Raw genomic sequence first — 22,807 nt, forward strand, 5'->3', positions numbered from 1 at the left:
GGCAGCACGATGAACTGGGCGCCGACGGCGTTCGCCAAGTCCTCGAGCGCCTGATTGCATGCCGCGACGACGCTGGCGCGGACGACAGTTAGGTCTCCACATGGTCCGCCGCCGAGCGTCCGGCGGCGGACTGCGCGTCCATTTCGGTGAGCATCTCGGTGTTTTTGGCGGTGACGAAGGCGACCTGTTCGGCGATGAGAGCCTGGAAGGCCGCGAACGCTGCGTAACAGCGGTCGAGTTCGGCATCGAGCAGGATCGTCAGGTCCTTGACGCCGAGCGGCTCGGTGCCGCCGAACGAATAGTAAGTGCTCCCGGTCGCCGGGTCGAAATGCCGCGTCGCGAAGTTCGTGATCCCGGTCTCCACGCGGGGCGAGAAGCGGTGCGTGAACGCATTCCGGAAGTCGGCCGTGGCATTCCGGAGGCGCTGCCCGCCGATCGCCTCGATTCGCGTCTTCAACCGATTGTAGCGGCGCCAAGGCGCGCCCTGCCGGTCGGCGCTGTCCATCCAGATCTCGTCGTCCACGGGTAACGAGGATTCCAACCATTCGGCTTCCCGAATCAGGTTCACCTGGTGGCACAGGTGGGCGGTCGCGAAGATCAGCCTGGACCTGATCACGTAAGGGGTGAGCAGGGAGAGCGTCGCGATGGGATCGACGAACTCGTGAATAGCCTCCGCGCGTTCGTCTTCCCCGAGCGTGTCCAGCACCGCGGCCCAAGCGTGCAGCCGGCGCACGTTGATGGTGAAAGCGTTCATAGCGTTGGCGACCTCGCGGGCGAAGTCGTCGAGCATCGAGGAATAGGCCATCCAGGCGCCGGCTAGGCGCTCGGCGATCCTAATCCAGTTGTATGGCATTATCCTGCCGATACTCTCGCTCGCGGGTCGCGCTTCGGTGAAGCGCCGGTAGAGGTCGACGTGCATGCTCATCCCGATAGCAGCGACCGGGCGCGGTTGCAGCAGTCCAGACGCGACGCGTGATTTAGCTGACCGAATGACGCCTTTTGAGATTGAATACGCGCACTCTGAATGACCGAGGTGGGGCGCTTAGCGGTCGCGTCTGGCTGGGGTGAACGAGTGTCCGGTTTCGGTGAACGTCGACGCTCGACTGAGTGTCCACAACTGGGTCGAGCACGCTACAGTCGTCCCAGCGCAGAAGGCCATTAGATGGCGGCCGGTCTGGTGGCGGGGGCTGGCAAGCTCTACAGATCAGCAATGACGATCTCCCTTCGCTCAGTGCAAGTCGGCCGGGTAGCTCCGCTCGGTCCTAACGGTGTTCCCAGCGGCTTCATCAAGCTTCCAATCGACCACCGCGTAGGGCTGGATGCTTTTGGGCTGTTGGGCGATGCGCAAGCTGACCTTACGGTTCACGGCGGACCAGAAAAGGCTGTTTATGGTTACGCCAGCGAGCATTACGCTGCCTGGCGGTCAGAGTACCCGGAGCACGCTGATCTCCTCGTCCCAGGCGCCTTTGGTGAAAACCTGACTATCGACGGCTTGAATGAGAAGCAAATCCGAGTCGGAGACGTGCATGGGATCGGGAGCGCACTGTTGCAGGTCTGTCAGCCGCGGCAGCCATGCTTCAAGCTGGCGCTTCGCTTCAACGACAACCGGCTGCTCAAAGCCATGGTCAAATCCGGTCGCGCCGGGTGGTACTACCGAGTGCTGCAGACTGGAAAACTGGCCGCAGGCGACGAGGTCAGGCTGGTCGAGCGGCCGCAGCCTGATTTCCCCTTCTCGCGCCTGGTCTCCATCGTAAACCACGGCGACGCGACATCCGAAGAGAACGCATCGCTGGCAGCGATGTCGGAGGTAGCGGACTGGATCCGCACGCGAGCGCAAGACAGGATAGGTAGGACGGCCTGAACGGCCGTGACTAACGCTGCTGACCTGAACTAACGTCCGGTTCGGGGGTAGCACTGGAGCGGTCTGAACGGCCGAAGCTCGATCTCCTCACTAGGAGGGCAGGGCGCCCTCCGCCCACTTGCGGACATTCGGGGTGGCTGTAGTATCTTCCGATGCCGACCCGCGACGAGCAGCTTAGGGAAGCCGTCAGGTATCTAGCTGCACCCGCCCCGGAGCAAATTGCCCATCTTGATGAACTGCTGCGATCCGTAACCGGCGGCAGGTCTGCTGTTGTCTACGGCAACGATGAACTCGCATTGAGCCTCAATGACCTGTTTTTCGCGTCCAACGACATGATTGCGCTCGGCGAACTGTCGGACGCTGAGGCAGCCGCCATCCGCCCGCTCGATGACGCGCTTACTGCCATGAGCGTGGAGCGGAACGCGTCCTTTTGGCAGCGAGAAGCACTATATGAGGACGAGCGTTGGAACGGCATCAGGACGATAGCCGCGTCTGCGTTAGCCCGGTTGCCCGAGGAGGCACGACCCGTGGGTCGGTCTGCCGAGAACTTCCGCTAACCACCCATCTCCAATGTTCCGAGTGGTCGAGCGGGCTCGCTCAGGTAGCCGATCCGCTCATATGAACGAGCGGCAGCTTTCGGGAAGCGAGAAGTTACGTGCGAACGGCCGGGATTGGGTCTCGGCCACCTCAGCGGCCTGCTGGTGAGCATCCGCACGGACGATACCGTACTTAGACCGGAAGAGGTGATCCCTGGCACCTAGCGGTCGTTCGATATAGTGTTGACCGCCCCGCAAAGTTACGGCGCGCTCCCTCACTCCGCATCCGTCCACGCGATGAATTCAAGCGGAGCGAGAGAGCCCTGGTGGTGAGCGATCAGCAGCGTGGTGTAGACTTGGCCAGATCCATTTCCTTGAGAATACGCCCGGCCTCATGCGGCTCGGACCGCAGATATTGTGGTGGTGCATCCACCGATGCGCCGAGAGCAGCAGCCGCATGCCAAGGCCAGCGCGGGTCCCACAGCACGCCGCGCGCAATCGCGATCGCGTCCGCATCGCCATCCTGAAGGATAGCCTCAGCCTGATGCGGGTCGGTGATGAGACCGACCGCTATGACCGGCATCGACACGGCCTGCTTCACCACCTTCGCGAGCGGCACCTGGTAGGATGGACCGACCGGAATTTTCTGGCGAGGGTCAAGTCCCCCGCTGGACACATGGATCGCGGCACATCCGCGGGCTTCGAGTTCTGCCGCAAAGATCGCGGTCTCGTCCACCGTCCAGCCACCTTCGACCCAGTCCGTGCCCGAGACGCGAACCGTCACCGGCTTGTTGGCCGGGAAGGCCGCGCGCACGGCATCGAACACTTCGAGCGGGAAGCGCATCCGATTGGCAAGATCGCCGCCATATTCATCCTCGCGCGTGTTGGAGAGGGGCGAGAGGAATTCGTGCAGGAGATAGCCGTGTGCGGCATGGATCTGGATCGAGTCCAGACCGATCCGGGCGGCGCGCCGTGCCGCATCGGCAAAGGCATCGCGGATACGCGCAAGGCCATCGCGATCGAGCGCGCGCGGTGGATGCTCGTCTGGTTCGAACGGCAGGGCGCTCGGCGCAAGGGTCTGCCAGCCATGTTCGGCATCGGGCGCGATCTGCGCCCCACCATGCCAGGGCTTTGCCGTACTCGCCTTGCGTCCGGCATGGGCGAGCTGGATCATCAACGGCATGTCGGACCAACGGCGCACGCCATCGACGACGCGCTGCATCGCCGCTTCGGTGGCATCATCCCACAGTCCGACATCGCCATAGGTGATGCGCCCCTCTGGCGTGACCGCCGTTGCCTCGATCGTGAGAGCGCCCGCGCCCGACATCGCCAGCTGACCGAGATGGATCAGGTGCCAGTCGGTCATCGCACCGTCTTTGGCCGAATACTGGCACATGGGTGCGATCACGATACGGTTGCTGAGCGACAGCCCGCCCACGTCCAGGGGTTCGAAAAGCTTGGCCATTACCATTCTCCTACGTTGGGCATCGAAGCCCATGGTTCGGCAGGCGCCTTGTGTTCGCCCTGCTGGAGTAGTTCGATTGAGATACCTTCGGGCGAGCGGACGAACGCCATATGCCCATCACGCGGCGGGCGATTGATCGTCACCCCGCCGGCCTGCAATCTTGCGCAGGTCTCGTAGATGTCCTCGACGCGGTAGGCGAGGTGGCCGAAGTTGCGGCCACCCGTGTAGGTCTCGGCCGGGCTGCCATCCTCGGGCGGCCAGTTATAGGTCAATTCGACCTCCGCCTGGCCGGGCTTGCCCTCGCCGCGATGATCCTCGTCAGCCGCGAGGAAGATAAGGGTGAAGCGCCCCTGCTCGTTTTCGATCCGCCGGGTTTCCTTGAGGCCCAGCAGTTCGAAGAAGCGAATCGTCGCCTGCGGGTCGGCAACCCGCAACATGGTGTGGAGATAGCGCATGATCAGGCCCGCTTTACCGTGAGGGCTTCCATGACCAGCTCCGCGGTGCGCGTAGCCGAAGCGGGGTTCTGTCCGGTCACCAGATTGCCGTCGCGCAGAGCGAAGGGCTGGAAATCGGGGCCGCCCTCATGATGCGCGCCCAGCTCCTTCATGCGGGTTTCGAGCAGGAACGGCACGGCCTGATCGAGGCCCACGGCGCGTTCCTCGCTGTCGGTGAAGGCGGAAACCCGGCGCCCCGCCACGAACGGCGTGCCATCGGGCTTCTTCGCGGAAACAAGTCCGGCGGGACCGTGGCAAACGGCGGCCACGATCTTGCCTTCGCGGTCGAACCGCTCGACCAGTCGCGCAAGGTCTTCGTTACCGGGATAGTCGAACATCGTACCGTGCCCGCCGGGCAGGAACACCGCGTCGTAACCCGAAATGTCGATGCCGGTGAAAACGGGCGTGTCGGCGACCTCCGCCTTCAGCGCCTCATCCTTCAGATAGCGCTCGACCGATGCATCATTCTCGCCATCGGCGTTGACGCTGCGCTGGTCGACGGGGATCGCGCCGCCCTTGATCGAGGCCAAGGTCACGTCGGCGCCCGCATCGCGGAAGGCGTAGTAGGGTGTGGTCAGTTCTTCGAGCCAGACGCCGGTCGGCTCGGTGCCGGGCGTCATGCGGTCGGCTGACGTGGCGATCATGAGAATGCGTGTCATCGGCTTGGCTCCTTTGCGTGCCGGATCGTGGAGGCGGGCGAGTGACGATGCCGTCGCGGCGATGGCCGGCACCAAAGCCCGTCAGGATCGAGCATCGATCATGCGTCTGTTCGATCCGTCGATACTGGATCAGATAGGCCTCACCGCTCATCATGAAACCCAACGGGAATGGCCGTCATCCATAAATCAGTTTATGGAAACATAATGTCTCTTCCACAGATGCGCACCTTCATCGAAGTCTATCGCCGTCGGTCATTGAGCGACGCAGCGCGCGCGCTCGGCATCACGCAGCCTGCGGCGTCCCAGCACATCGCCTCGCTCGAGGCGCAACTCGGCCATCCGCTTTTCGATCGCCATTCGCGCGGCGTCCGTCCCACGGCGATCGCGGACGATTTCGCCGCTTCAATTGGTGGCAGCCTCGACCGGGCCGAAGCCGCATTGGCATCGGCACGGGCGCGGTCGGTTCAAATGTCCGGGACGGTGCATATTGCCGCGCCATCTGACCTTCTCGGCGAAATGATCACGCCAAGACTGGGGCCGCTTCTCAACGCCGGGCTTGATCTGCGCCTGCATATCGGTGGGCGCGAAGCCCTTTATGCCATGCTGCTTGATGACAAGGTGCACCTCTGCATCACGGCATCCCGGCCCGCGAATGCACGGCTTGCCTATCAGGAGATCGGCTCGGAAGACCTGCGAGCTGTGGCCGCGCCCGTCGTAGCCGAGCAAATGGCGCGCATGCCGCTCAGTGAAGCGCTTAATACGGTGCCTTATCTTGCCTATGACCTCGACCGGCCATTGGTGCGCAACTGGCTGGAGGCGAACCAGATCGAAGTAGCGCGGCTTCCGGCCCTGACCGCACCGGATCTGCGCGTCCTGCGCTCTGGCCTATGCGCGGGATTGGGCTGGACGGTTCTACCCGGCTATCTCACCAGGGCCAAACGTACGGCCTGCACCCTTGTCGAAATTGCAGCGCCTATCCGCGTGCCGACCAACGCATACTATCTTGTTTGGGCCAAATCCTCCTTGCGCGACCCCCGCGTTGCCTTGGCGCGCGATGCGCTGATCGGAGCTTTGGGGGCATGAGCGCACTGGCCGATTGATCCGGGAGCGCTCGATACACAGAGACGAACGATTGGCCACCTCCTGGAAGCGGAAAGAGGGACGCGAACGGCCGACTTCGGGCCAGGCTGATCCAGAAGCGATGGGTGCGATGCTCATTTAGTCAGGTCCAATGGCCTGCCGTTCAATTGCGCCCACGCCCCCATCCGTCACGCTCAGCAAATAGCTTCTGCATTACGACCATATTGTCGGTGCCCCATTGGCATAGCGGCTCAAGCGCCCGGGCGAGGCTCTGGCCGAGCTCGGTGAGCGTGTAGTCGACCCGCGGCGGCACCTCCTTGTAGTCGTTCCGGCGCAGGACGCCGTCCGCTTCGAGTTCCTTGAGTTGCTGAATCAGCACCTTGTCGCTGACGTCGCGGATGGCGCGCTTCAGTTCCCCATAGCGGGTGGGCCCGCGCAGCAAAAAGTACAGGATCAGGGGCTTCCACTTTCCCGAGATGACCTTGAGCGTGGCGTCGAGCCCGCAGGTGAAGGCAGGCGAGATGGGCGCGATGATGGGATCGTCGACCAATAGCATTTCAGACATTATCGGTACTTACCAAAAGGTGCATACTTGTCCTTAGGTAGGCCGTAAGCCAACTGCGTGCAACCAATGAATGGAGGCACTTATGACCAGACTGAACGGGAAGATCGCCGTTATTACCGGGGGTGGCACGGGGATTGGCTTGGCGTCAGCGAAGCGATTCATCGCCGAAGGGGCGTTCGTGTACCTGTTCGGACGCAGGGCAGATAAGCTGGAAGCAGCTGTGGCGGCGCTCGGCGGTAATGCACGGGCGGTCCCAGGATCGGTTACCGATGCGGGAGATCTCGACCGGCTGTACGACACGGTGAAGCAGGAGCACGGCAAGCTTGACATCCTGTTCGCCAATGCCGGCACGGGTGCATTGTTGCCCTTGTCCGAGATCACGCCCGACCATGTCGATGCGACGTTCGACGTCAATGTGAAGGGCACGATCTTCACGGTTCAAAAAGGCTTGAAGCTGATGGAGGCCGGCAGTTCGGTCATCCTAACCGGCTCGACCACAGGCGTCATGGGGACTCCGGCATTCAGCGTCTACAGCGCCTCAAAGGCGGCAGTCCGCAACATGGCGCGCAGCTGGGCGCAGGATCTGCGGGGCACGGGTATCCGGGTTAATGTCCTGTCGCCGGGCCCCACTTTGACCGAGCTTGCCGCCGAGGTCGTTGGCCGTGATGCCATGATCGAGATGGGGGCGACGACGCCAATCGGACATGTCGGCCAACCGTCAGAAGTCGCGGCTGCTGCTGCCTTCCTGGCATCATCAGACAGCAGTTTCATGACGGGCAGCGAGCTGTTCACCGATGGTGGCTTGGCTCAGATCTGACGAAGTGCGCCAGTCGGTCCGAGGTCGGCTGGCGCCATCAAACCAGCCCGCGGAGTGCCATACCAAATAGCAGCTGCGACCTTCCGGCCACCGCGCCACGCGATAACCGTGTCGGAAGGCCGACATAAACGAATGGCAGAAATCGGGAACGTGAAAACCGGCCGTGGATGACCGCAACTGGGTCCGTCGCGGCCGCAAGTCTGCCGGACAGGTCGCGCTGCATACTCTCCGCGTTCAGCTCGCTTCCAGCGCCTCAACGCGGACTTTTCAGCGAGCGACAGGTTGGGCGCGAGCCGCGACTAAGAAGGCGAGGTCCCAAACGATCACACCACCCGCAGCGCGATGCTCTTCCTCTATCCGCTCCGCCAGCGTGTCCGGGTCGATCTGCTCCACGGTCGCGATACCTCGCTCGACTATTCGCGGCAGCATCGCCTGCGTGAGTGTTGGCAGGAAGGAGGGCTGGTTGGGATTGATCAGGATGGCCTCGCCGCGCGCCTCCTCAACCGAAAGCCCCAATTGCTGCATCAGTTCGGCGAGCCGTAGCGCCAACCCCACATCCCCTCCTTCTGCTGCAACTGTGCTCCAGTTCCAGTCATAAAGCTGGCGGTGCAACGCGAGGTGCCCAAGTCCTGCGGGAAGGGCGGTGCGTGCATGTTCCTGAAATGCCAAGACGGCATTCGGATTGGCCATCGTCGCTAGCCGCTCCAGTGCCTTGGCGGCATCGGGTAGGTACATCAGAACGCGACGGCCGACGATCGCGTCAAAACGGCCGAGATCGGGCAAGTCACCCGAAAGATCGACCGCGCGATATTGGATGTGCGCGACACCCAAGTCCGTGTCGGTCGCTTGCGCTACCGCCAGCGCCTGTTCGCTCCGGTCGATCGCCACGACTTCGCCGCTTGGCCCGGCAAGCCCGGCCACAAACCGACTGAGGTCACCATTGCCGCAACCGACATCGAGTACCCGCGCACCGGGAGTTATGCCGATGTCGCCGAAGAAGCGGGCGCTGGGAGCATTGGCCGGGTTGGGAGGGGAGCGCAGAGGTGAGTGAGACATTGTCTTATGATACAGATGGTTGCACGCGTGCCTAGTGCAGCTGTCCAGCGAGTTCGGACAATCGCGGACAAGACGCGGGATGGCAAACCTATTTCTTGATGCGATGAACGAATGTCCGAAGTTGGGGAGCAGGAAAGGGAGCCTGAACTTCCGGAATTGGGTCTGTCAGGCAGCGCAGCTGCATCGGCCGTCACGCAAGGTGGCAGCCAATAAGGCTGGCAACCCTTGCTGGCACCGAGGCGAGATCGTCCGTTTGCCCATCGACGAGTTCGGACGTGACCACCGTCGCGCCGCAGAAGTCAAAGATGCCATGATCGATTTGGGCGCGCATCGCATCGCGATAGCCGTGCTTGGCATAGGTCGCGGCGCTGGCACCTGCCAGCGCGATCAGATGGACGTTCAACCGTCCAAGTTTCTTGACGATGCCTCCATCGACACCTTCCTCGAATGCCCACCCAGACACGAACACACGATCGATCCAGCCCTTGAGCACCGCCGGCAATGACCACCAGTAGACCGGGTAGACAAGAATGAGATGATCCGCCCGATCGATCCGCTGCTGTTCCCGGCGCACATCTGGCGACGTCGGGCCAGCTGCGGTGAACGCTGCATGGTCAGCAGGTCCGAAGACCGGATCGAACCCTTCCGCCACCAGATCGACAAGCTCGACGGTGTGTCCGAGCGCTGCTCCAGCATCGAGAAATGAAGACGCAACGGAGCGGGTCAGCGACGGGCCGGCAGGATGCGCCATGACGACGAGGATGTGCACTAATACTACTCCAGTTTATCGGATTGTGCAGCAGGTTGAACGGATATGCTCGACCAGCATCTGCGGGTTCTCCATCGCTGCGAAGTGTCCGCCTCGATCCGCTTCAGCGAAGAAGCGCAGATCCGCGAAGCGTGCTTCAGCCCAGCGCCGCGAGAGCCGAACCTGCTCGCCGGGAAACATGCTGACCCCGGCCGGTAACGGGATCGGACCGTGTGGCATTCGCTGCGCCATTTCCTGCGCGGCCTCCCAGTAGAAGCGCGCCGAACTCGGCCCGGAGTTTGGTAGCCAGTAGAGCATCACGTCGTCGATGAGATGGTCGAGCGAAATCACGCGCTCGGGCTCACCATCGCTGTCGGATACGTCCTGAAACAGCGCGTAGATCCAGCTCGCCAGACCTACAGGGGAGTCGGCCAGCGCGAATGCGACCGATTGCGGACGGGTGCATTGCAGCTTCATATAGCCCGAGTATTCCCGGTCATAGCGCCGGGCGTCGTCAAGCATCCGCTGTTCGTCGGGCGTTGCGTCGGCGATTTCTGCGTGCGTTGGCTGAAACATCACCATGTTGAGGTGGATGCCAACCAGACCGGGCGCGCGCATATGGGCGAGCGCTGTCGTCACCGCAGCCCCCCAGTCGCCGCCCTGCGCCATCCAGCGGTCGCCGTAGCCCAGCCGTTGCATCAGCTGCCCCAATGCCGCGGCGGTGCGGCCCACGCCCCAGCCGGGCCCGGTGGGCTTGTCCGAGAAGCCGAAGCCCGGCAGCGCCGGGATCACGAGATGGAAGGCGTCCGCGGCATCGCCGCCATGCGATTGCGGATCGGTGAGCGGCCCGATCAGGTCGCGGAACTCGAGGATCGAGCCGGGCCAGCCGTGCGTCAGCAGCAGTGGAGTGGCATTCGCGTGTGGCGACCGGATGTGTAGGAAGTGGATGCCCAGTCCGTCGATTACGGTCCTGCTGCTGCCCCATCCGTTGAGCATGGCCTCCGTAGACCGCCAATCGTAGCCGTCCCGCCAGTGCTCGATTAATCGCCGGATCGTCGGCAAAGCGGGCCCCTGACGCCCATCCGTGGTCGGGCCGGGGTCGGGCCAACGCACACGATCGAGCCGGTCGGCGAGGTCGCTGAGGTCGGGGTCGGGTATGTGGATCGGGAACGCCGTCACCGCATCGGGTTGTGCCTGATTGATCGTGGGGCTCATGGTGCATCCTTTCGTGTCGGGGAAAGGATAGTCGTTGCATGGCGACCTGATTAGATGGCCTATACGCGACAGGTGTTGCATACGGTGCAACAATGATGGACCTGTCTGATCTTCGCGCTTTCGTGCGCATCACCGACCTGATGAGCGTTTCGGCCGCAGCAAGGTCATTGGGCTTACCAAAATCAGGGGTCAGTCGCGCATTGGCCAGGCTTGAGCAGCAGGTCGGTGCCGTCCTCCTCGATCGCTCGACCCGGCATATGCGCCTGACCGACGCTGGCACCCTGTTCCGGCCGCACGCCCTTCGCATCCTCGCCGATGTCGACGAGGCGGGGGCGGCGCTCGAAGGTCTTGCCGCCGTGCCTAGCGGCACATTGCGGATCAGTCTGCCGTTCACGATCGCGAGCGCGCTTGTCGCGCCGATGCTCCCGTCCTTCATGGCGGCTTATCCGCAAGTACGCGTCGACCTGAAGATCGAGGACCGCATCATCGACATGCCAGCCGAACTTGTGGACATGGTTGTCCGGGTTGGCCCGTTGGCCGACAGCGATCTGATCGCGAAGCACCTACTGACATCGAAGACATGGCTGTGTGCGAGCCCTGACTATCTCGCGGTGCGCGGCACGCCGCTTCGCGCCTCCGATCTCCAGGCCCATACGCTGCTCGACTATGCGGATCGGCCAGTGGCCTATCACGACGGCGCAGCTGAACAAGCGGGCATCGCCGAATTCCGCCCGCACGCCGTGATCTCCGACGCCGCAGCGATCCTGCCCGCCGTCCTTGGCGGCTGCGGCATCGCACGGCTTCCGGACTTCCTCGTCAAAGCTCCTGTCGAGGAGGGCCGACTGGTCAGGTTGTGGCCTGCCGGTCGTACCCACGAGGTTGCCATCCACGCGCTCTATCCAAGCCACCGGGCCTTGTCGGCGAAGGTTCGGGTCTTCATCGACGCCTTGGTCGAAGCTGCGAAGAGCCACGCAGATGGATGAGGATTTCGGTTGGCTGCGGCGACATGAGGAATACTCGCGGTATCGGCTACCTCCAACCTGAACGAATGTCGGATCCTGGTAAGCTGGCGGGAAGCTGCGAGTGTCCGCTTCTGGGTCAAACGTGCCCGAGGATCGCCTCTTACGAAGACTAAGCTTTGACAAGCCCTGGTGTAGTTTACATCTTGTCTGACAACCCGTTGGGGAGCCGCACCTTAAGGTGACGCTCTCCATCGTTCAATGTGGCAGGTTCAGTCCAGCGTTTATAAGACGGATCCTGCTTATTCAGGTTCAATCCTGGCCGGCATTTGGATCAAAGTTAGGTCGGCCCACTTTGGCAAGATCCTGTACCTTGGCGGCATTTTCATCATGTGCGTGTCCATCTGCTCCAGCATCTTGGCCGTCGCCCGCACCTGCGCGGTTCTCACCTTCACTGTTCGTTTCGCCCCTCTTTTCGGGAGCGCTTGCGGTCGGGAAGGACCGCGATTTCTGATCGTCATGCAGGTGGCTGTCATCCCCCTCACGTTCGGTACTGGCGTCGTCCTCGCCACCGATCGAGATGTTCGCGCTCTCCTCACGCTCGGCTTGTGCCTGTTTTTCATGCGTGGTCATTTCGTCTCTCCAAAGTAATTGATGCCACGCGTGGTGGCGTTGTTGTTGAGCGTGCCGCTGTTCCGACCCGTTGCCCGCGCCGGTAGCCGATGTCGGTCTAGCCACCATGTTCCAGGAAGCTGCCACTCGTCGGTTGCTTGCAGCGTTTGCCATTGGGGCGGGCTCCGCCACTGCGTTCGCCAGGGTTCGCTTCCTTGTGCAGGTTGCCGCCTATTGGAGCTTTCAAGCTGCCGTCAGGCAGCCCTTTGCGTTAGACTACCACCCAATGGCCCGCATCACCGTGGAAGCGACCGACGCCCAGGGAAGGTACTGCTTAGTCATGGGCAAGGCCCAACGGTATAAGCGGTCGGTCGGATGAGCGCTGTTCGCCCACCATGTCGTCGACCTGTTGCGCATATCCAGCAGCAAGCTGCCGATGGCTATGCCGGGCTTCTCGGCATGTAGCTGTATCGGTCCGAGCAACCTCTACCTGGTGTCGGTAGAGTAAATGATTGAGGTCCATTACGAATCTCCCGATATGTAAGCGTAAGCACGTTCAGTCTCTCTGTCGCTGTCGCCTACGGGTCATCGAACAGCGATATCACTGATATGGGGGCGTTCGGCTCGATCGCTAGCGAAGAACCAACAATTACTATCTTAGATCAGCTATTCATTGTCAAAAACGGCCGTAATGCTGACATGAACAAACGGCAGGATTTGGACAGCTAGGAAGTAGGCGTGAATGTCCGGGTATGGGTCATAGTAACGGTAGGACAGGGTGGCTGCTTCAGCCCAAATTGCGGGCATTCGGGCTTGCACCCTAGCATTCGTTGGCGAACATCCCGACGATGCAGGAGAACGCCCGCCTTATCGCCGAAACCGCGATTAGGCAGCTGGCACTGATTGGCCACGCGAACGGAATGTGGCGCTTTGCCGAGGACAGCCATTACGAAGGTGACAAGTACACCGGCCCGTATTTTGCTCCGACGCAAGTTTCCGGGCTGTATGCGAGCGCTGATGCGGCGAAGTGGGATGCACGGGCGATGCTGCCGTGGCTCAAGAATGGCTGAAACCGTCCAGATTTGGGCATTCCGTCACGAACGCTGCTCGAATGCCAAGAAAGCAAGCGGTGGCTTTTCGAAGAGGTTGGCGTTATCGCAATAGACGAATTATTTCTAAATCACCCAAAATTTAGTCGTGGTATGGCGTAACGATTCCGACATCCTCTAAGAAGAAAGCGTTCCTTCCCCGTAGAAAGCCAGAATGCCAAAGATGGGCGTCCTGCCAGTCTTTTTCAAAGGGGTTTTCGTCTGCCGTTGCATTTGGGTCGCATCCGGCGGCAAGGCCATCAAGCCAAGTTGTCGTGTCGCAATCTCGGGCATATTTGCGCATAAGGCGGCCTCCTTGAGACGCCGATCTCATTAATGCTGCCGTGGGGTCACCAACCTACCTCAGTTTCAGGGTCGATAGGTTGCGGCTTTTGGTCCGGTTGGCCTATTTACACGGTAGGTAGAAATCTGAGCGTCAGGTGGCAACGGACATTCCGATGGAATGTTAGATCGCAAGTGAGAGGCAAGGAGTGAGTTTCGGCTAACTGTGAGTTATTGCGACGTCCGTTTTCACCGATCCATACCGTTCCCATCTGTCATTCGGTGCAACATGAACGAGTTTCTGAAATTGGGAAAAGGGACGGGTGTCCCAAACGACCGCTTCTGAGTCCAAGCCACCGTTTCTACATTGGGCGCGATCGATCGCGTCGGTCGCAGGTCATGCCGGCTTACAATTTGGCGCATTGAGCCTATATGTAAGCTATCACTGGCATCCGATCGTAGGCGCCATTGGCTGAGAGACTTGCGCGCTCCCGCTTACAAACGGGATTAGCATATGGATCTCAACTACCTCTTTCACCGTCATCAGATTTCACTGGTTGCGGCGTCGACTGCCGGGTCTGCGGAAGCGCGCCTTGCCCATCGTGGACTTGCCGCGGCCTATGCACGCTGTATTGGTATGTTGCGTGCCGGCACGGGTGGCGTTGCTCTCATGGGCTCGCGCGTAAGTTGACCGAGACTGTCACCCCAGAGGCTGCCAGTGACGGCACAGTCAATCAACAGAAAAAGCGGCGACAATTTCGTCCGGGACGCACCGCCATGCCGCGTGAAGCCGCCGCGCGGCAACTCCGTCTCACTTCGGCTGCCTGGGCCGCATTGCGCACGCCTGAATGCGTAAAGGCCTTTCTCAACAGCCACCACGCTGAACTATCCGCTCGACCAATTGACGTAGGAATCGCAAGCGATGCGGGCCTGAAGCGTGTTGAACGGTTGCTGGCCGAGCGGCCTCTTAATGAACGCGAGGCAGCCTGATCAGTCAAAAGTCGTGCGACATGATGACGGACGTAAATTGATATCGTTAGCTTTTGACAAAACCAAGATGCACCATAATTTAAAGAGCTGAATGCAAAGCACTGTACGTTATTATGTTCGTGAAATCAATTTTGCTTGGAGTTAGGTTGTGAATTCTATTGAATGTCTAAAGGCCTAGTCTTAAATTATACAAGACAGTTTTAATTTCCCTATCGCGTCTTCGTCAAGTGCGTCGCGTGACGCCAATATCGGCACGGGATCCCTCCAGTTGGACGACACGATCACACCATCATATCGTGGGAGCGAATACTTGGGTACGGATAGTTTTGATCTTTTCGGTGGAAGCCTAGTTGCTGGCGCTAGCGATACGCGGCAAGCGAAGCACCGCAGATTGCCGCCATCCCTGATATGCCGCTTCAGGCCTGGATCAGCGCGCGTGCCTCATCCAGCAGCCCGTTTGCCTGCCATGGCTTGGGAACAAACCTGCCGGGCCCCGGTACGTCGTCATCACGCAGGCGATGGTGGCCTGACGTCATAAGCAAATGAATACGGGGCCATCGCTCATGCACCACGCGCGCCAGGGCAAGCCCATCCATGGTGCCCGGCATGTCAACATCCGAGAACATAAGGTGAATTTTGCCGCCATCGCTCAGTATGACGAGCGCCTCGTCGGCGCTGTCCGCGTCGAGCACCCGAAATCCGGCATCCTCAAAAATACCAACGCCGTGCATGCGCACCAGCGCGTCGTCCTCGACGATAAGAACGGTCATGGTGTGAAATTCATCGGTCATTGCCGGGTCTCCGCCCGGAACATGCCCGGCTGCCGCTAATAACTCTCAACGCTCGGTCGCAGAGATCGGGTGCGATTCATCAGCCCCCATTACATTAATTCGCGAGCGGCATGGTAAAAATGAAGGTGGTCGCGACCGCGTCGGATCGCGCCACCAGCGTGCCGCCATGCGCCAGGGCGATCTCCGAGGCGATGTGAAGGCCCAGGCCAAGGCCTTGGCGGACCCGGTCATGCCCTCGATAAAAGGGCTGGAACAGCCGCTCGAGCACCGCTTCTGGAATCGGCGTCCCACCGTTCGAGACTGCGATGACGAGTTCTCCCAGCGACGTCGTGGCATCGACCCGAACCGGCTGGTCCTTGGCACCATGGGTCAGGGCATTGCCCAGGAGGTTCGACAATAGCTGGCCGATACGTACATGGTCGCATGAGATGGGCTCGTGCAGCGCGAAATGGGTGACGATCGACTGTGCTGGTGCGATGGAGCGGAGTTCCGACACGACCTGTTGCAACATTGGCTCCAGCGGCGTGTGCGCGTCATAGGCGAGCGTGATCCCGCCCCCCAGCCGCCCCCGCGCGAAATCAAGCACATTGTCGATCAGCGCATTGGCCCGCAACACGCTGCCACTCATCAGTTCCGTCACCTTGGTGCCGCGCGCGCTCAGCGTTTCCCGGGCCAGCAGATGCAGACCGCTGTTGATCGAGGCCAGCGGATTGCGCAGATCATGCCCGAGCACGGCGATGAACTGTTCGCGCAGTTCAGAATCGGCGCGTTCGCTCACAATCGTCGCCTGGGCCCGATCGCGCGCGTCGAGCAGGTCCTGCTCATAGCCGCGGCGCCCGGCGGCCAGGAACACCGCAAAGCGGACCTGCCGATCGGCATCGGCATCGCCTTCGTTGGTATTGGCGTTGACCAAGACGGGCAACCGACGCCGGTCGGCTGCGACCAACTCCAGCGCCACTTCGTCAAGGCGGCCTTGCATGCGCAGCGTCGGGGCAAAATGGGTTTCGTAGAAAATCTTGCCCGCTACGGTCAGCAGGTCGGGCAAACGTCGGCCACGCAGATCGTCCGGGGTCACGCCCAACCATCCGGCGAAGGTTCGGTTGACGCGAACGAGCCTGCCATCGCGATCGGACACGAGATAGCCGCACGGAGCCGTCTCGAACAGCGCCTCGAAGTCGATCGTAGTGGCGGCGGCGATGGCGGGCGTGTCGGGATCAGACAAAGGCGCGTATCGCCGCGATGGTGGATGCCGGGGCGCTGAGGTTCGGGCAGTGGCCGACGGCATCCAACGTTACCAGACGGCTTCCCGGGATCGCGCGCTGGACATACGCTCCGACGCCGGGTGGCGCGATCGCATCCTCCCGGCATTGCAGAACGAGGACATCGGCATCGATAGGGCCAAGGTCGCCCCGACTGTCGGTCAGGAACGTGACGCGAGCAAGGCGCTTGGCGATTTCGGGATCGGTGCGGCAGAGGCTGGCGGCGAGTTCCTCACTCAGTTCGGGCCGATCGGGGTTGCCCATGATGACCGGCGCCATCGCCTGCGACCAGCCCATAGGGTTGCTGTCGAGGAACTGGAGTAGCTCGTCTATCTCGTCGCGGGTGAAGCCGCCCGTATAATCTATGTCGTCGATATAGCAGGGCGAAGGGCTGACCAGGACGATCGTCGAGAAGAGTTCGGGCGCTCGGCGTGCGACAACGAGGCCGATCATCGCACTGACGGAATGGCCGACGAACACACCATTCGTAACATCCAAAGTGCGGGCCAACTCGATGACGTCATCGGCATAGCCGTCGAGACTGTCATATTTGTCGGCATCATAGGCACCGAGGTCGGAGCCGCCCGCGCCGACATGATCGAACAGTATCGTGCGGAAATCGGTAGCGAAGTCGGGGGCGACGAAGCGCCACATATTCTGGTCGCATCCGAACCCGTGCGCGAACATCATGGTACGCCCGGTCCCCGCGCTGATGCGGACGTTAAGCGTGTCCAGTACGGTCGCTTGCGAAGGGGAGCCGTCCGACATGGTTGGTTCGATAGGCATAGCGGGATGCGCGCTCCACAGGATCGGCAGCAATCTCGATCGCTCCCGCGTGGGAGGCGGCCTAGCACGTCTAAAACGACCTACAAAGACCGTTACACGGAAGCGGTGGCATCGAGGGCTTCGACGACGACACTTGCATCCAAACTAGCAAAAGCGGCCGCATCGCCGACGAACCCGCCGATTACTGGCAGCACTGCCGCGCTGGTTACGCCAACCGCCGTAGCGACGAGCCCGGCTCCGCCGATCCGTCGCTGGGTCGGGTCGAACGCGATCCACCCTGCGCCAGGCAGGAAGACCTCACACCAGGCATGGGTCGCGCCGACATCGCCTGCCGCCATTCCTGGATCGAACAGATAGCCCGACACCGCTCGCGCGGCGAAGCCCAGCCGCCGCACCGCCCAGAGAAACAGCGCCGCCAAGTCACGGCACGATCCGCTGCGCAGCGCCAGGGTGCGCGAGGGCGATTGCGTGCCTTCTTCGTCGCGCGTGCGATAGGCGATGGTGGCCCCGATGGCTTCGTTAAGGGCGTTGAGCAGCCTCAACGTATCGTCCGGCGCGGTTGCCCGAAACCCGGCCAGCCACCGCACCTGATCTTCGTCTTGATCCGCGTCCCCGCTGAGCAGCCCCGGCCCGAACAGGGCCCGATCATCGGACGCATAGGCAAAAGGGTACCGGTGGGCAGCCGGGTCCAGCCGGAACACCGGGTAAGGCTCCGCGCTGTGCAGCACCTCATGCTCGGCTTCGATGGTCAGGGTCGCGGCGGCCTCGGCGATCAGGGCGAGCGCCGTGGTATTGCCCGCAGCGTCTTCGCTCCAGACCAGCGAGGCGGCGGGATCGATCCGCAGCCTCGACCAGATTATCGCCACGTCGCGGGTCGCGCGTGGCGTGACCAGCAGGCGATGATCCAGAAAGCGGACCGGTTGAGTATAGTGATAGACGGTGCGATGCCGGATGCGCAGCCTCATGGCTTGATCAGCCCGGCCGCCCGAAGTGCATCGTTGATCGTCGCCGTCGGGTCGAACCGTGATGGCCGTGCCGTTTCCGGCCGCTGCGGTTCGGTTGCTACGGTAGCGACCGGCCGGGATGGCGCCGCGGCGGGTACGATGCCCCAGGCGGCCGCGATCCGATAAGTGGAGGAAATATTTGCGCTGAGCATATGTGGGCCAGGCTCACCGCAGGCCTCATCGCCATCTGTTGCGAGCGGCGTGCCATGCCCCATGGCCGTGACCCTATACTCCTCGATCACCACCCGTCCGGCCACATCGTGCCAGACGCGGCGGGTATGACCACCGACATGCTCGGCGATGTCCGGCTCGCCGACGCGGTGCAGCTCGCGCCACTGGTCGATGATCAGCGCGGCGTTGACGGGGGCGACCGTCATGTCCGCCGTACCGTGCCAGACCGACACCATCGGCCAGGGACCGCTGTGCGCAGACGCCGCTCGCACCCGGTCGCTTAACCTGGTGCGGTCATGGCCGCGGCCACGCATCCGCTCCATCGCCTCGGGCACGCTATGGGCGGTGTCGAACGGTAGACCGGCAATGATCGCCCCTCCCGCAAAAAGTTCGGGATGGCAGGCTAGCAATGCGGAGGTCATCGCGCCGCCCGCCGACAGGCCGGTGACGAAGACCCGTGCCGGATCGAGGCCGTGGCGCTCGACCGCGGTTGCGACCATCTCGCGGATCGACTCGACCTCGCCGCTACCGCGGCGCGTGTCTTCGACCGAGAACCAGTTGAAGCAGAGATTGGGGTTGTTGGCGCGCTGCTGCTCGGGAAACAAGAGCGCGAAGCCAAACCGGTCCGCCAGCGTCGACCATCCCGATCCATGATCGTAGGTGGCGGCGGTCTGCGTGCAGCCGTGCAGCACGACGACGAGCGGAGCATGGGCGGGCAGATCGTGCGGAACATGCAGATACCCCCGCAGGCCGCCGGGATTGCGCCCGAAATCATCCATGGCGATCAAGGGCCCCGTCCGCTGGTCTGGGTGGGGCTCGGCGGCCGCCATGGTGCGGAGATGGGAGATCGTATCGGAAATCGAGCGCATGGCGGCGCCTCATTTTTGGCAGAGGAAAGCAATGGATAGGCTATGCTGCCGCACGCGCCCTATTGTGCATTGCAGCATAGGTGGTGTTTCCTCGCCTGCTGCACAAGATAGCGACACACAAGCCTTCTGTGCCACTTGTCGTATCGGCGGTTCAGCACCATATTTTGCGTACCGGGTTGCCCTTCTAGCAAAGACCTGGCTGAGAGACTTACTCGCGCTCCCGCTTGAATGAGGAGCCGCCATGTCTCGCGCGATCAACGTCAACGCCACCGAAGCCGAAGTAATCCAGTCCTGCGCCCGGTACGGTGCTACGATCAGCGCTATCGAGACGCTGGCATCCGGCGGGACACGCGTCGTCCTGATGAACATCATCGCCGCCGAGACGATGCGGGCCGCTTTCGGCCGAAAGCTGCTGACGGGTACCGTGCGGCGTACACCACTGCGGACCTGGGCGCTCTAGATGCTGACCCATTCTGGCCTGACCCGTACACGGTCCTCGACCGTGCACTTTCGCGGTAACGCAAGGATCGGAAGCGATCCCCGAGTTCTTCCGGCTGGACGCTATGCCATCCACACGCGTGAGGAGGTGCATCAGGGATCGTTCGATCCCGTGTACGTCGCGACCAGCATTGACCTGATGGTTGAGTCCCCTGGGAGCTGTAGTACCCGTGTCCTACGGCCCGCCGATCTGCACGCCGCGATGGAGCGTGACGCTCGCGGCCTCGACGATCGGGGCGAAAATCTTGATCGGGGCCGTGTAGGAATGGTGGTGGCGAGGTGCCCGCTTTCGACCGGAGGTCCGAGATGAACGATCAGCGCCGCTGGACACAAAGCGACATCACAGACCTACGTGGTCTAGCGCTGTTGGGGGCTACGCTAGAGAAGCTTGCCGGTGACCTGGCGCGAACACCAGTCGACGTGGTTCGCATGGCAGCACGGCTTCGCATTCACATTTCCAGTGTCAAGTTATCTGGTCTTTGACGCCGGCTAGTTTCCATCCTAAAGGCCGGCAAAGAAACGACAACTTCATCGCGGATAGGCCGGTTTGCCCCTGGCATGGCAGAACACGGGCGGCGGCCATGTCGGTGATCAGGCCGCGTTCGGCCAACAAGCCTCGTGTCCCGTCAGGATCATATCAGTCCGCCGCTCGATCAACTTGTATATCAAGGTCGAATCTACGCCGTTCGATGGACGCAGGCCCTGGCCCCCCGCGCCGGGTGGTATGAACAAGCAGCGGTCGCCGTTGGCGGATCGCTTCTTCCGTATTTTCACCGAACCGTTCCGCCGCATGTCGGCGGAATATCCGCTTCGGGGTTGCTGATAGCTGCCTTGCCGGCAAGTCCCCCCCTTCCACACGCCTGCACGAAATGGCCGAGGGGGTGAGCCTATCGCCTGAACGAACGGCAGGTGCTGGGAAGCGGGCAGGGGGCGTTTAATGACCGATTGTGGGTCCAATTCTGTGACCTGACTCCCATCAGTTTGGGAGATTTGACCCCTGATGAATCTGGCGCCGGCGATTTAGCCAACTCCCGAAGAGTGGGCGGGCGTAGAAGCCCGCCTCACATCCATTAAGACAGTGGCGGTTGCCCGTTTGACGCGGTCAGGCCGCCGTCGACCGGCAGATTCACGCCCGTCACGAAATGCGCGTCCTCGCTCGCCAGAAACGCGATTACCCCGGAAATGTCGGCGGGCTCGGCGCCGCGGCCCAACGGGATGCGCTCTTCGAACTTGGCGATAAGCTCAGGCTGTTTCTTCATGCCCGCGGTCAGCGCGGTGTAGGTGAGCGACGGGTTGACCGCGTTGACGCGGACGCCGTGCTTCGCCTCGTCCATCGCCAGCGCACGGGTGAAGTTGCTCACCGCTCCTTTTGCGGCGCAATAGAAGCTATGGTTCCAGTCGCCGCCCAGGCCGGACACCGACGAGACGTTGACGATGCAGCCTTTCGATTGGCGCAGATGGGGGATCGCCGCGCGGCTCATGTGAACGACGCCGTAGAGATCGGTCTCAATCACCTTGGTGAATTCGGCGAAGTCGCCTTCATCGACTTTGCCGAGATGATCGACGCCGGCGTCGTTGACAAGCACGTCGATCCGGCCGAAGCGATCGATCGCAGCCTGGACGAGCGCCTCGCATGCCGCGCGGTCGGACACGTCGGTCTCGTGGGTTTCGACTGTGCCGTGCAGTTCGCCCGCCATCTTGTCGAGCGCGGCCTTGTCGATGTCGCCCAACACCAGCGTTGCGCCTTCCTCGGCGAAGCGGCGCGCGGCCCCTTCACCGATCCCCGAGCCGGCACCCGTGATGACGATGACCTTGTCGGAAAAGCGCGCCATCACGCGTTCTCCGCCTGAACGTAATGCTTGCCTTCGAACTTCATGATTGTCCTCTCACTATGGTCAGCACTGGCGTTCAGCTCAGGCTGGGATGTCCTGGATGGCGGCAGTGTTCGAGGCGGCAATGCCGTTCTCTCGGTGGCGGAAGTCGCTGAGCGCCTGGTAGACCTGCATGCGCGCACGCATCACGCCGCCCAGCGGGCGATGGACCTCCAGGCTATGGGCCGGGCGGAACGTCATCACTTCGTCGAAGTAGCGGACGCGGTCGGGGCCATAGGCCGACTGCTGCGGCAGTCGGATCGTGGCGACGGTACGATATGGGCTTTCGCTTGTCGGCCAATCGACGGAGGTGTCCTCGATCGGCTGCGTCTCGGCATCGGTCCATAGCTGCGCCCGAAGCTCGAACACCGCATCCTTGCCCTCGAAGTACTCGACCGAGGCATGGCGGAAGCCATCCTCATCCTGATGCGGGTCGAGCTGCCAATTGGCGAGCGCCCGTTGCTCGGCTGCGACGGGGAAAGCCCCGATCTTGGCAACATGATCCCCGAAGCGCACCGGGCACTGGCTGAAATATTCCTCGACCAACGGGTGGCTGAAGGGGTGGCCATAGAAGTCCAGCGTCGGACTTGGACCTGCACCGACCGCATTCAGTACCTTGTTGATGTTGCGGGCGACGGAGGCGGCCGCACTCTTCACCCCTTCGGGCATGGGCACCGTCAGCCCAATCTTCTTGGCTTGCGAGAGGAAGCCCGCGGCGGTCCCCGCCGGGAAGGTCGTACCGCTGGCGAGGACGAAGTCCTGCGTCGGCGCGTCATGGCCGGGCAGCTTCGTGCCCTCGACACCGAATACCTTGATCGACATGCCGCGATGGGTCGAGACACGGTCGCCGAGCTTCTCACCGGGGCCTTGCGCAAAACGGACGGCGACATCGAACGTGCCTGGATCCGCGAAGAGGCCCTGTGCCAGCTCGGGCGGCAACCCGGGCGCAACGATGAGCTTGCCGATCACACAGGCCGTGCTCTTGGCATGGCTCGCCCGTACCGCATGCCCGTCGCGCTTCTCGACGGTCTGGCTCTCCTGGGTCATGCCCTGGATGATGCCGTTGATGCTCTCCTGTTCGTCGGTCTCCGGTGTTTCGATGTCAGGCGAATAGCGTAGATAGGTCATGGG

Annotated in this window: 25 protein-coding genes; 8 read left to right on the forward strand and 17 right to left on the reverse strand. The window is 62.1% G+C overall.

The genetic code is table 11. The features are described 5' to 3' along the window. Positions 1-88 precede the first annotated feature (88 nt). Positions 89-919: an integrase gene (locus ACWKSV_RS02210; RefSeq protein ID WP_156884233.1), complete on the reverse strand. Its 831-nt coding sequence runs from the start codon at positions 917-919 to the stop codon at positions 89-91. A gap of 243 nt (positions 920-1,162) precedes the next feature. Between ACWKSV_RS02210 and ACWKSV_RS02215 the strand changes: the two genes are divergently transcribed. Beyond that, complete coding sequence (locus tag ACWKSV_RS02215; RefSeq protein WP_156884234.1) at positions 1,163-1,861, forward strand: MOSC domain-containing protein; 699 nt, start codon at positions 1,163-1,165, stop codon at positions 1,859-1,861. Positions 1,862-2,013: 152 nt separating this feature from the next. Next, positions 2,014-2,418, forward strand: a complete 405-nt coding sequence (locus tag ACWKSV_RS02220) for a hypothetical protein (protein WP_076715696.1) — start codon at positions 2,014-2,016, stop codon at positions 2,416-2,418. A 316-nt stretch (positions 2,419-2,734) separates the two neighbouring features. Here the strand turns inward: ACWKSV_RS02220 and ACWKSV_RS02225 are convergent, their stop codons facing one another. From ACWKSV_RS02225 to ACWKSV_RS02235, 3 genes are read right to left on the reverse strand one after another with little or no spacing between them, the layout of a single operon-like run. Continuing rightward, entirely contained in the window at positions 2,735-3,862 is a 1,128-nt protein-coding gene (locus ACWKSV_RS02225) for an NADH:flavin oxidoreductase/NADH oxidase (RefSeq protein WP_083706614.1), read from the reverse strand. Further along, the gene (locus ACWKSV_RS02230; RefSeq protein WP_037488301.1) at positions 3,862-4,317 is read right to left on the reverse strand and encodes a VOC family protein; all 456 of its coding nucleotides are present in this window, start codon (positions 4,315-4,317) and stop codon (positions 3,862-3,864) included. Before ACWKSV_RS02230 ends, ACWKSV_RS02225 begins: the two co-directional genes overlap by 1 nt. 2 nt (positions 4,318-4,319) lie before the next feature. Next, positions 4,320-5,015, reverse strand: coding sequence for a type 1 glutamine amidotransferase domain-containing protein (locus ACWKSV_RS02235; RefSeq protein ID WP_076715699.1), 696 nt, complete (start codon positions 5,013-5,015; stop codon positions 4,320-4,322). 168 nt (positions 5,016-5,183) lie between these two features. On the opposite strand from ACWKSV_RS02235, the gene ACWKSV_RS02240 reads away from it, so the two are divergent. After that, positions 5,184-6,098, forward strand: coding sequence for a LysR family transcriptional regulator (locus tag ACWKSV_RS02240; protein WP_237243573.1), 915 nt, complete (start codon positions 5,184-5,186; stop codon positions 6,096-6,098). 160 nt (positions 6,099-6,258) lie between these two features. On the opposite strand, the gene ACWKSV_RS02245 is transcribed toward ACWKSV_RS02240, so the two are convergent. Further along, positions 6,259-6,660: a winged helix-turn-helix transcriptional regulator gene (locus tag ACWKSV_RS02245; RefSeq protein WP_335695369.1), complete on the reverse strand. Its 402-nt coding sequence runs from the start codon at positions 6,658-6,660 to the stop codon at positions 6,259-6,261. An 82-nt stretch (positions 6,661-6,742) separates the two neighbouring features. On the opposite strand from ACWKSV_RS02245, the gene ACWKSV_RS02250 reads away from it, so the two are divergent. Beyond that, a complete protein-coding gene (locus tag ACWKSV_RS02250; RefSeq protein WP_076718058.1) occupies positions 6,743-7,477 on the forward strand; it encodes an SDR family NAD(P)-dependent oxidoreductase in 735 nt (244 codons plus the stop codon). 267 nt (positions 7,478-7,744) lie between these two features. Here ACWKSV_RS02250 and ACWKSV_RS02255 read toward each other — a convergent pair whose 3' ends face one another. The 3 genes from ACWKSV_RS02255 to ACWKSV_RS02265 all read right to left on the reverse strand — a co-directional run bounded on the left by ACWKSV_RS02255 (position 7,745) and on the right by ACWKSV_RS02265 (position 10,496). Beyond that, on the reverse strand, positions 7,745-8,533 hold the full coding sequence (locus tag ACWKSV_RS02255; protein WP_081668567.1) for a class I SAM-dependent methyltransferase: 789 nt from the start codon (positions 8,531-8,533) through the stop codon (positions 7,745-7,747). Positions 8,534-8,723: 190 nt separating this feature from the next. After that, on the reverse strand, positions 8,724-9,302 hold the full coding sequence (locus ACWKSV_RS02260; RefSeq protein ID WP_076715704.1) for an NAD(P)H-dependent oxidoreductase: 579 nt from the start codon (positions 9,300-9,302) through the stop codon (positions 8,724-8,726). Between the two features lie 15 nt (positions 9,303-9,317). Beyond that, positions 9,318-10,496: an epoxide hydrolase family protein gene (locus tag ACWKSV_RS02265; protein ID WP_076715705.1), complete on the reverse strand. Its 1,179-nt coding sequence runs from the start codon at positions 10,494-10,496 to the stop codon at positions 9,318-9,320. A 92-nt stretch (positions 10,497-10,588) separates the two neighbouring features. Here ACWKSV_RS02265 and ACWKSV_RS02270 point away from each other — a divergent pair, with 92 nt between their 5' ends. Further along, the gene (locus tag ACWKSV_RS02270; RefSeq protein WP_076715707.1) at positions 10,589-11,479 is read left to right on the forward strand and encodes a LysR family transcriptional regulator; all 891 of its coding nucleotides are present in this window, start codon (positions 10,589-10,591) and stop codon (positions 11,477-11,479) included. Positions 11,480-11,767: 288 nt separating this feature from the next. Here the strand turns inward: ACWKSV_RS02270 and ACWKSV_RS02275 are convergent, their stop codons facing one another. Further along, positions 11,768-12,088 (reverse strand): hypothetical protein, encoded by a 321-nt coding sequence (locus ACWKSV_RS02275; RefSeq protein ID WP_191864705.1) that lies wholly within the window; start codon positions 12,086-12,088, stop codon positions 11,768-11,770. A gap of 827 nt (positions 12,089-12,915) precedes the next feature. On the opposite strand from ACWKSV_RS02275, the gene ACWKSV_RS02280 reads away from it, so the two are divergent. Next, a complete protein-coding gene (locus ACWKSV_RS02280) occupies positions 12,916-13,137 on the forward strand; it encodes a hypothetical protein (protein ID WP_076715712.1) in 222 nt (73 codons plus the stop codon). 121 nt (positions 13,138-13,258) lie between these two features. Here the strand turns inward: ACWKSV_RS02280 and ACWKSV_RS02285 are convergent, their stop codons facing one another. Next, entirely contained in the window at positions 13,259-13,459 is a 201-nt protein-coding gene (locus tag ACWKSV_RS02285; protein ID WP_191864704.1) for a hypothetical protein, read from the reverse strand. A 665-nt stretch (positions 13,460-14,124) separates the two neighbouring features. Here ACWKSV_RS02285 and ACWKSV_RS02290 point away from each other — a divergent pair. Beyond that, positions 14,125-14,427 carry a hypothetical protein gene (locus tag ACWKSV_RS02290; RefSeq protein ID WP_156884237.1) on the forward strand — a complete coding sequence of 101 codons (303 nt, stop codon included), beginning with the start codon at positions 14,125-14,127 and terminating at the stop codon, positions 14,425-14,427. Between the two features lie 416 nt (positions 14,428-14,843). Here the strand turns inward: ACWKSV_RS02290 and ACWKSV_RS02295 are convergent, their stop codons facing one another. The 5 genes from ACWKSV_RS02295 to ACWKSV_RS02315 form a co-directional block, all read right to left on the reverse strand. Then, a complete protein-coding gene (locus ACWKSV_RS02295) occupies positions 14,844-15,218 on the reverse strand; it encodes a response regulator (RefSeq protein WP_191864703.1) in 375 nt (124 codons plus the stop codon). Between the two features lie 94 nt (positions 15,219-15,312). After that, positions 15,313-16,440, reverse strand: a complete 1,128-nt coding sequence (locus tag ACWKSV_RS02300; protein WP_338469022.1) for a PAS domain-containing sensor histidine kinase — start codon at positions 16,438-16,440, stop codon at positions 15,313-15,315. Then, entirely contained in the window at positions 16,433-17,167 is a 735-nt protein-coding gene (locus tag ACWKSV_RS02305; protein WP_483666874.1) for an alpha/beta fold hydrolase, read from the reverse strand. Before ACWKSV_RS02305 ends, ACWKSV_RS02300 begins: the two co-directional genes overlap by 8 nt. A 188-nt stretch (positions 17,168-17,355) precedes the next feature. Next, positions 17,356-18,228 (reverse strand): transglutaminase family protein, encoded by an 873-nt coding sequence (locus tag ACWKSV_RS02310; RefSeq protein ID WP_191864701.1) that lies wholly within the window; start codon positions 18,226-18,228, stop codon positions 17,356-17,358. Continuing rightward, entirely contained in the window at positions 18,225-19,307 is a 1,083-nt protein-coding gene (locus ACWKSV_RS02315) for an extracellular catalytic domain type 1 short-chain-length polyhydroxyalkanoate depolymerase (RefSeq protein WP_191864700.1), read from the reverse strand. Before ACWKSV_RS02315 ends, ACWKSV_RS02310 begins: the two co-directional genes overlap by 4 nt. Positions 19,308-19,548: 241 nt before the next feature. On the opposite strand from ACWKSV_RS02315, the gene ACWKSV_RS02320 reads away from it, so the two are divergent. Continuing rightward, positions 19,549-19,767, forward strand: coding sequence for a hypothetical protein (locus ACWKSV_RS02320; protein ID WP_191864699.1), 219 nt, complete (start codon positions 19,549-19,551; stop codon positions 19,765-19,767). Between the two features lie 1,108 nt (positions 19,768-20,875). Here the strand turns inward: ACWKSV_RS02320 and budC are convergent. Both budC and ACWKSV_RS02330 read right to left on the reverse strand, forming a co-directional pair. After that, complete coding sequence (budC, locus tag ACWKSV_RS02325) at positions 20,876-21,637, reverse strand: meso-2,3-butanediol dehydrogenase (RefSeq protein ID WP_191864698.1); 762 nt, start codon at positions 21,635-21,637, stop codon at positions 20,876-20,878. An 81-nt stretch (positions 21,638-21,718) separates the two neighbouring features. After that, positions 21,719-22,804 carry a catalase family protein gene (locus ACWKSV_RS02330; protein ID WP_191864697.1) on the reverse strand — a complete coding sequence of 362 codons (1,086 nt, stop codon included), beginning with the start codon at positions 22,802-22,804 and terminating at the stop codon, positions 21,719-21,721. Between the last annotated feature and the right edge of the window lie 3 nt (positions 22,805-22,807).

It is taken from the genome of Sphingomonas sp. SphC10, assembly GCF_057004845.1.

Bases quoted from the DNA above. Each gene is read 5' to 3' on its own strand.
- ACWKSV_RS02295 (WP_191864703.1), bottom strand. From the start codon at position 15,218: ATGACCGATGAATTTCACACCATGACCGTTCTTATCGTCGAGGACGAC.
- ACWKSV_RS02265 (WP_076715705.1), bottom strand. From the start codon at position 10,496: ATGAGCCCCACGATCAATCAGGCACAACCCGATGCGGTGACGGCGTTC.
- ACWKSV_RS02330 (WP_191864697.1), bottom strand. From the start codon at position 22,804: ATGACCTATCTACGCTATTCGCCTGACATCGAAACACCGGAGACCGAC.
- ACWKSV_RS02235 (WP_076715699.1), bottom strand. From the start codon at position 5,015: ATGACACGCATTCTCATGATCGCCACGTCAGCCGACCGCATGACGCCC.
- ACWKSV_RS02315 (WP_191864700.1), bottom strand. From the start codon at position 19,307: ATGCGCTCGATTTCCGATACGATCTCCCATCTCCGCACCATGGCGGCC.
- ACWKSV_RS02240 (WP_237243573.1), top strand. From the start codon at position 5,184: ATGGCCGTCATCCATAAATCAGTTTATGGAAACATAATGTCTCTTCCA.
- ACWKSV_RS02210 (WP_156884233.1), bottom strand. From the start codon at position 919: ATGCACGTCGACCTCTACCGGCGCTTCACCGAAGCGCGACCCGCGAGC.
- ACWKSV_RS02280 (WP_076715712.1), top strand. From the start codon at position 12,916: ATGCAGGAGAACGCCCGCCTTATCGCCGAAACCGCGATTAGGCAGCTG.
- ACWKSV_RS02270 (WP_076715707.1), top strand. From the start codon at position 10,589: ATGATGGACCTGTCTGATCTTCGCGCTTTCGTGCGCATCACCGACCTG.
- ACWKSV_RS02250 (WP_076718058.1), top strand. From the start codon at position 6,743: ATGACCAGACTGAACGGGAAGATCGCCGTTATTACCGGGGGTGGCACG.
- ACWKSV_RS02285 (WP_191864704.1), bottom strand. From the start codon at position 13,459: ATGCGCAAATATGCCCGAGATTGCGACACGACAACTTGGCTTGATGGC.
- ACWKSV_RS02255 (WP_081668567.1), bottom strand. From the start codon at position 8,533: ATGTCTCACTCACCTCTGCGCTCCCCTCCCAACCCGGCCAATGCTCCC.
- ACWKSV_RS02230 (WP_037488301.1), bottom strand. From the start codon at position 4,317: ATGCGCTATCTCCACACCATGTTGCGGGTTGCCGACCCGCAGGCGACG.
- ACWKSV_RS02215 (WP_156884234.1), top strand. From the start codon at position 1,163: ATGGCGGCCGGTCTGGTGGCGGGGGCTGGCAAGCTCTACAGATCAGCA.
- ACWKSV_RS02245 (WP_335695369.1), bottom strand. From the start codon at position 6,660: ATGTCTGAAATGCTATTGGTCGACGATCCCATCATCGCGCCCATCTCG.
- ACWKSV_RS02305 (WP_483666874.1), bottom strand. From the start codon at position 17,167: ATGATGTTCGCGCACGGGTTCGGATGCGACCAGAATATGTGGCGCTTC.
- budC (WP_191864698.1), bottom strand. From the start codon at position 21,637: ATGGCGCGCTTTTCCGACAAGGTCATCGTCATCACGGGTGCCGGCTCG.
- ACWKSV_RS02310 (WP_191864701.1), bottom strand. From the start codon at position 18,228: ATGAGGCTGCGCATCCGGCATCGCACCGTCTATCACTATACTCAACCG.
- ACWKSV_RS02320 (WP_191864699.1), top strand. From the start codon at position 19,549: ATGTCTCGCGCGATCAACGTCAACGCCACCGAAGCCGAAGTAATCCAG.
- ACWKSV_RS02225 (WP_083706614.1), bottom strand. From the start codon at position 3,862: ATGGCCAAGCTTTTCGAACCCCTGGACGTGGGCGGGCTGTCGCTCAGC.
- ACWKSV_RS02220 (WP_076715696.1), top strand. From the start codon at position 2,014: ATGCCGACCCGCGACGAGCAGCTTAGGGAAGCCGTCAGGTATCTAGCT.
- ACWKSV_RS02275 (WP_191864705.1), bottom strand. From the start codon at position 12,088: ATGACCACGCATGAAAAACAGGCACAAGCCGAGCGTGAGGAGAGCGCG.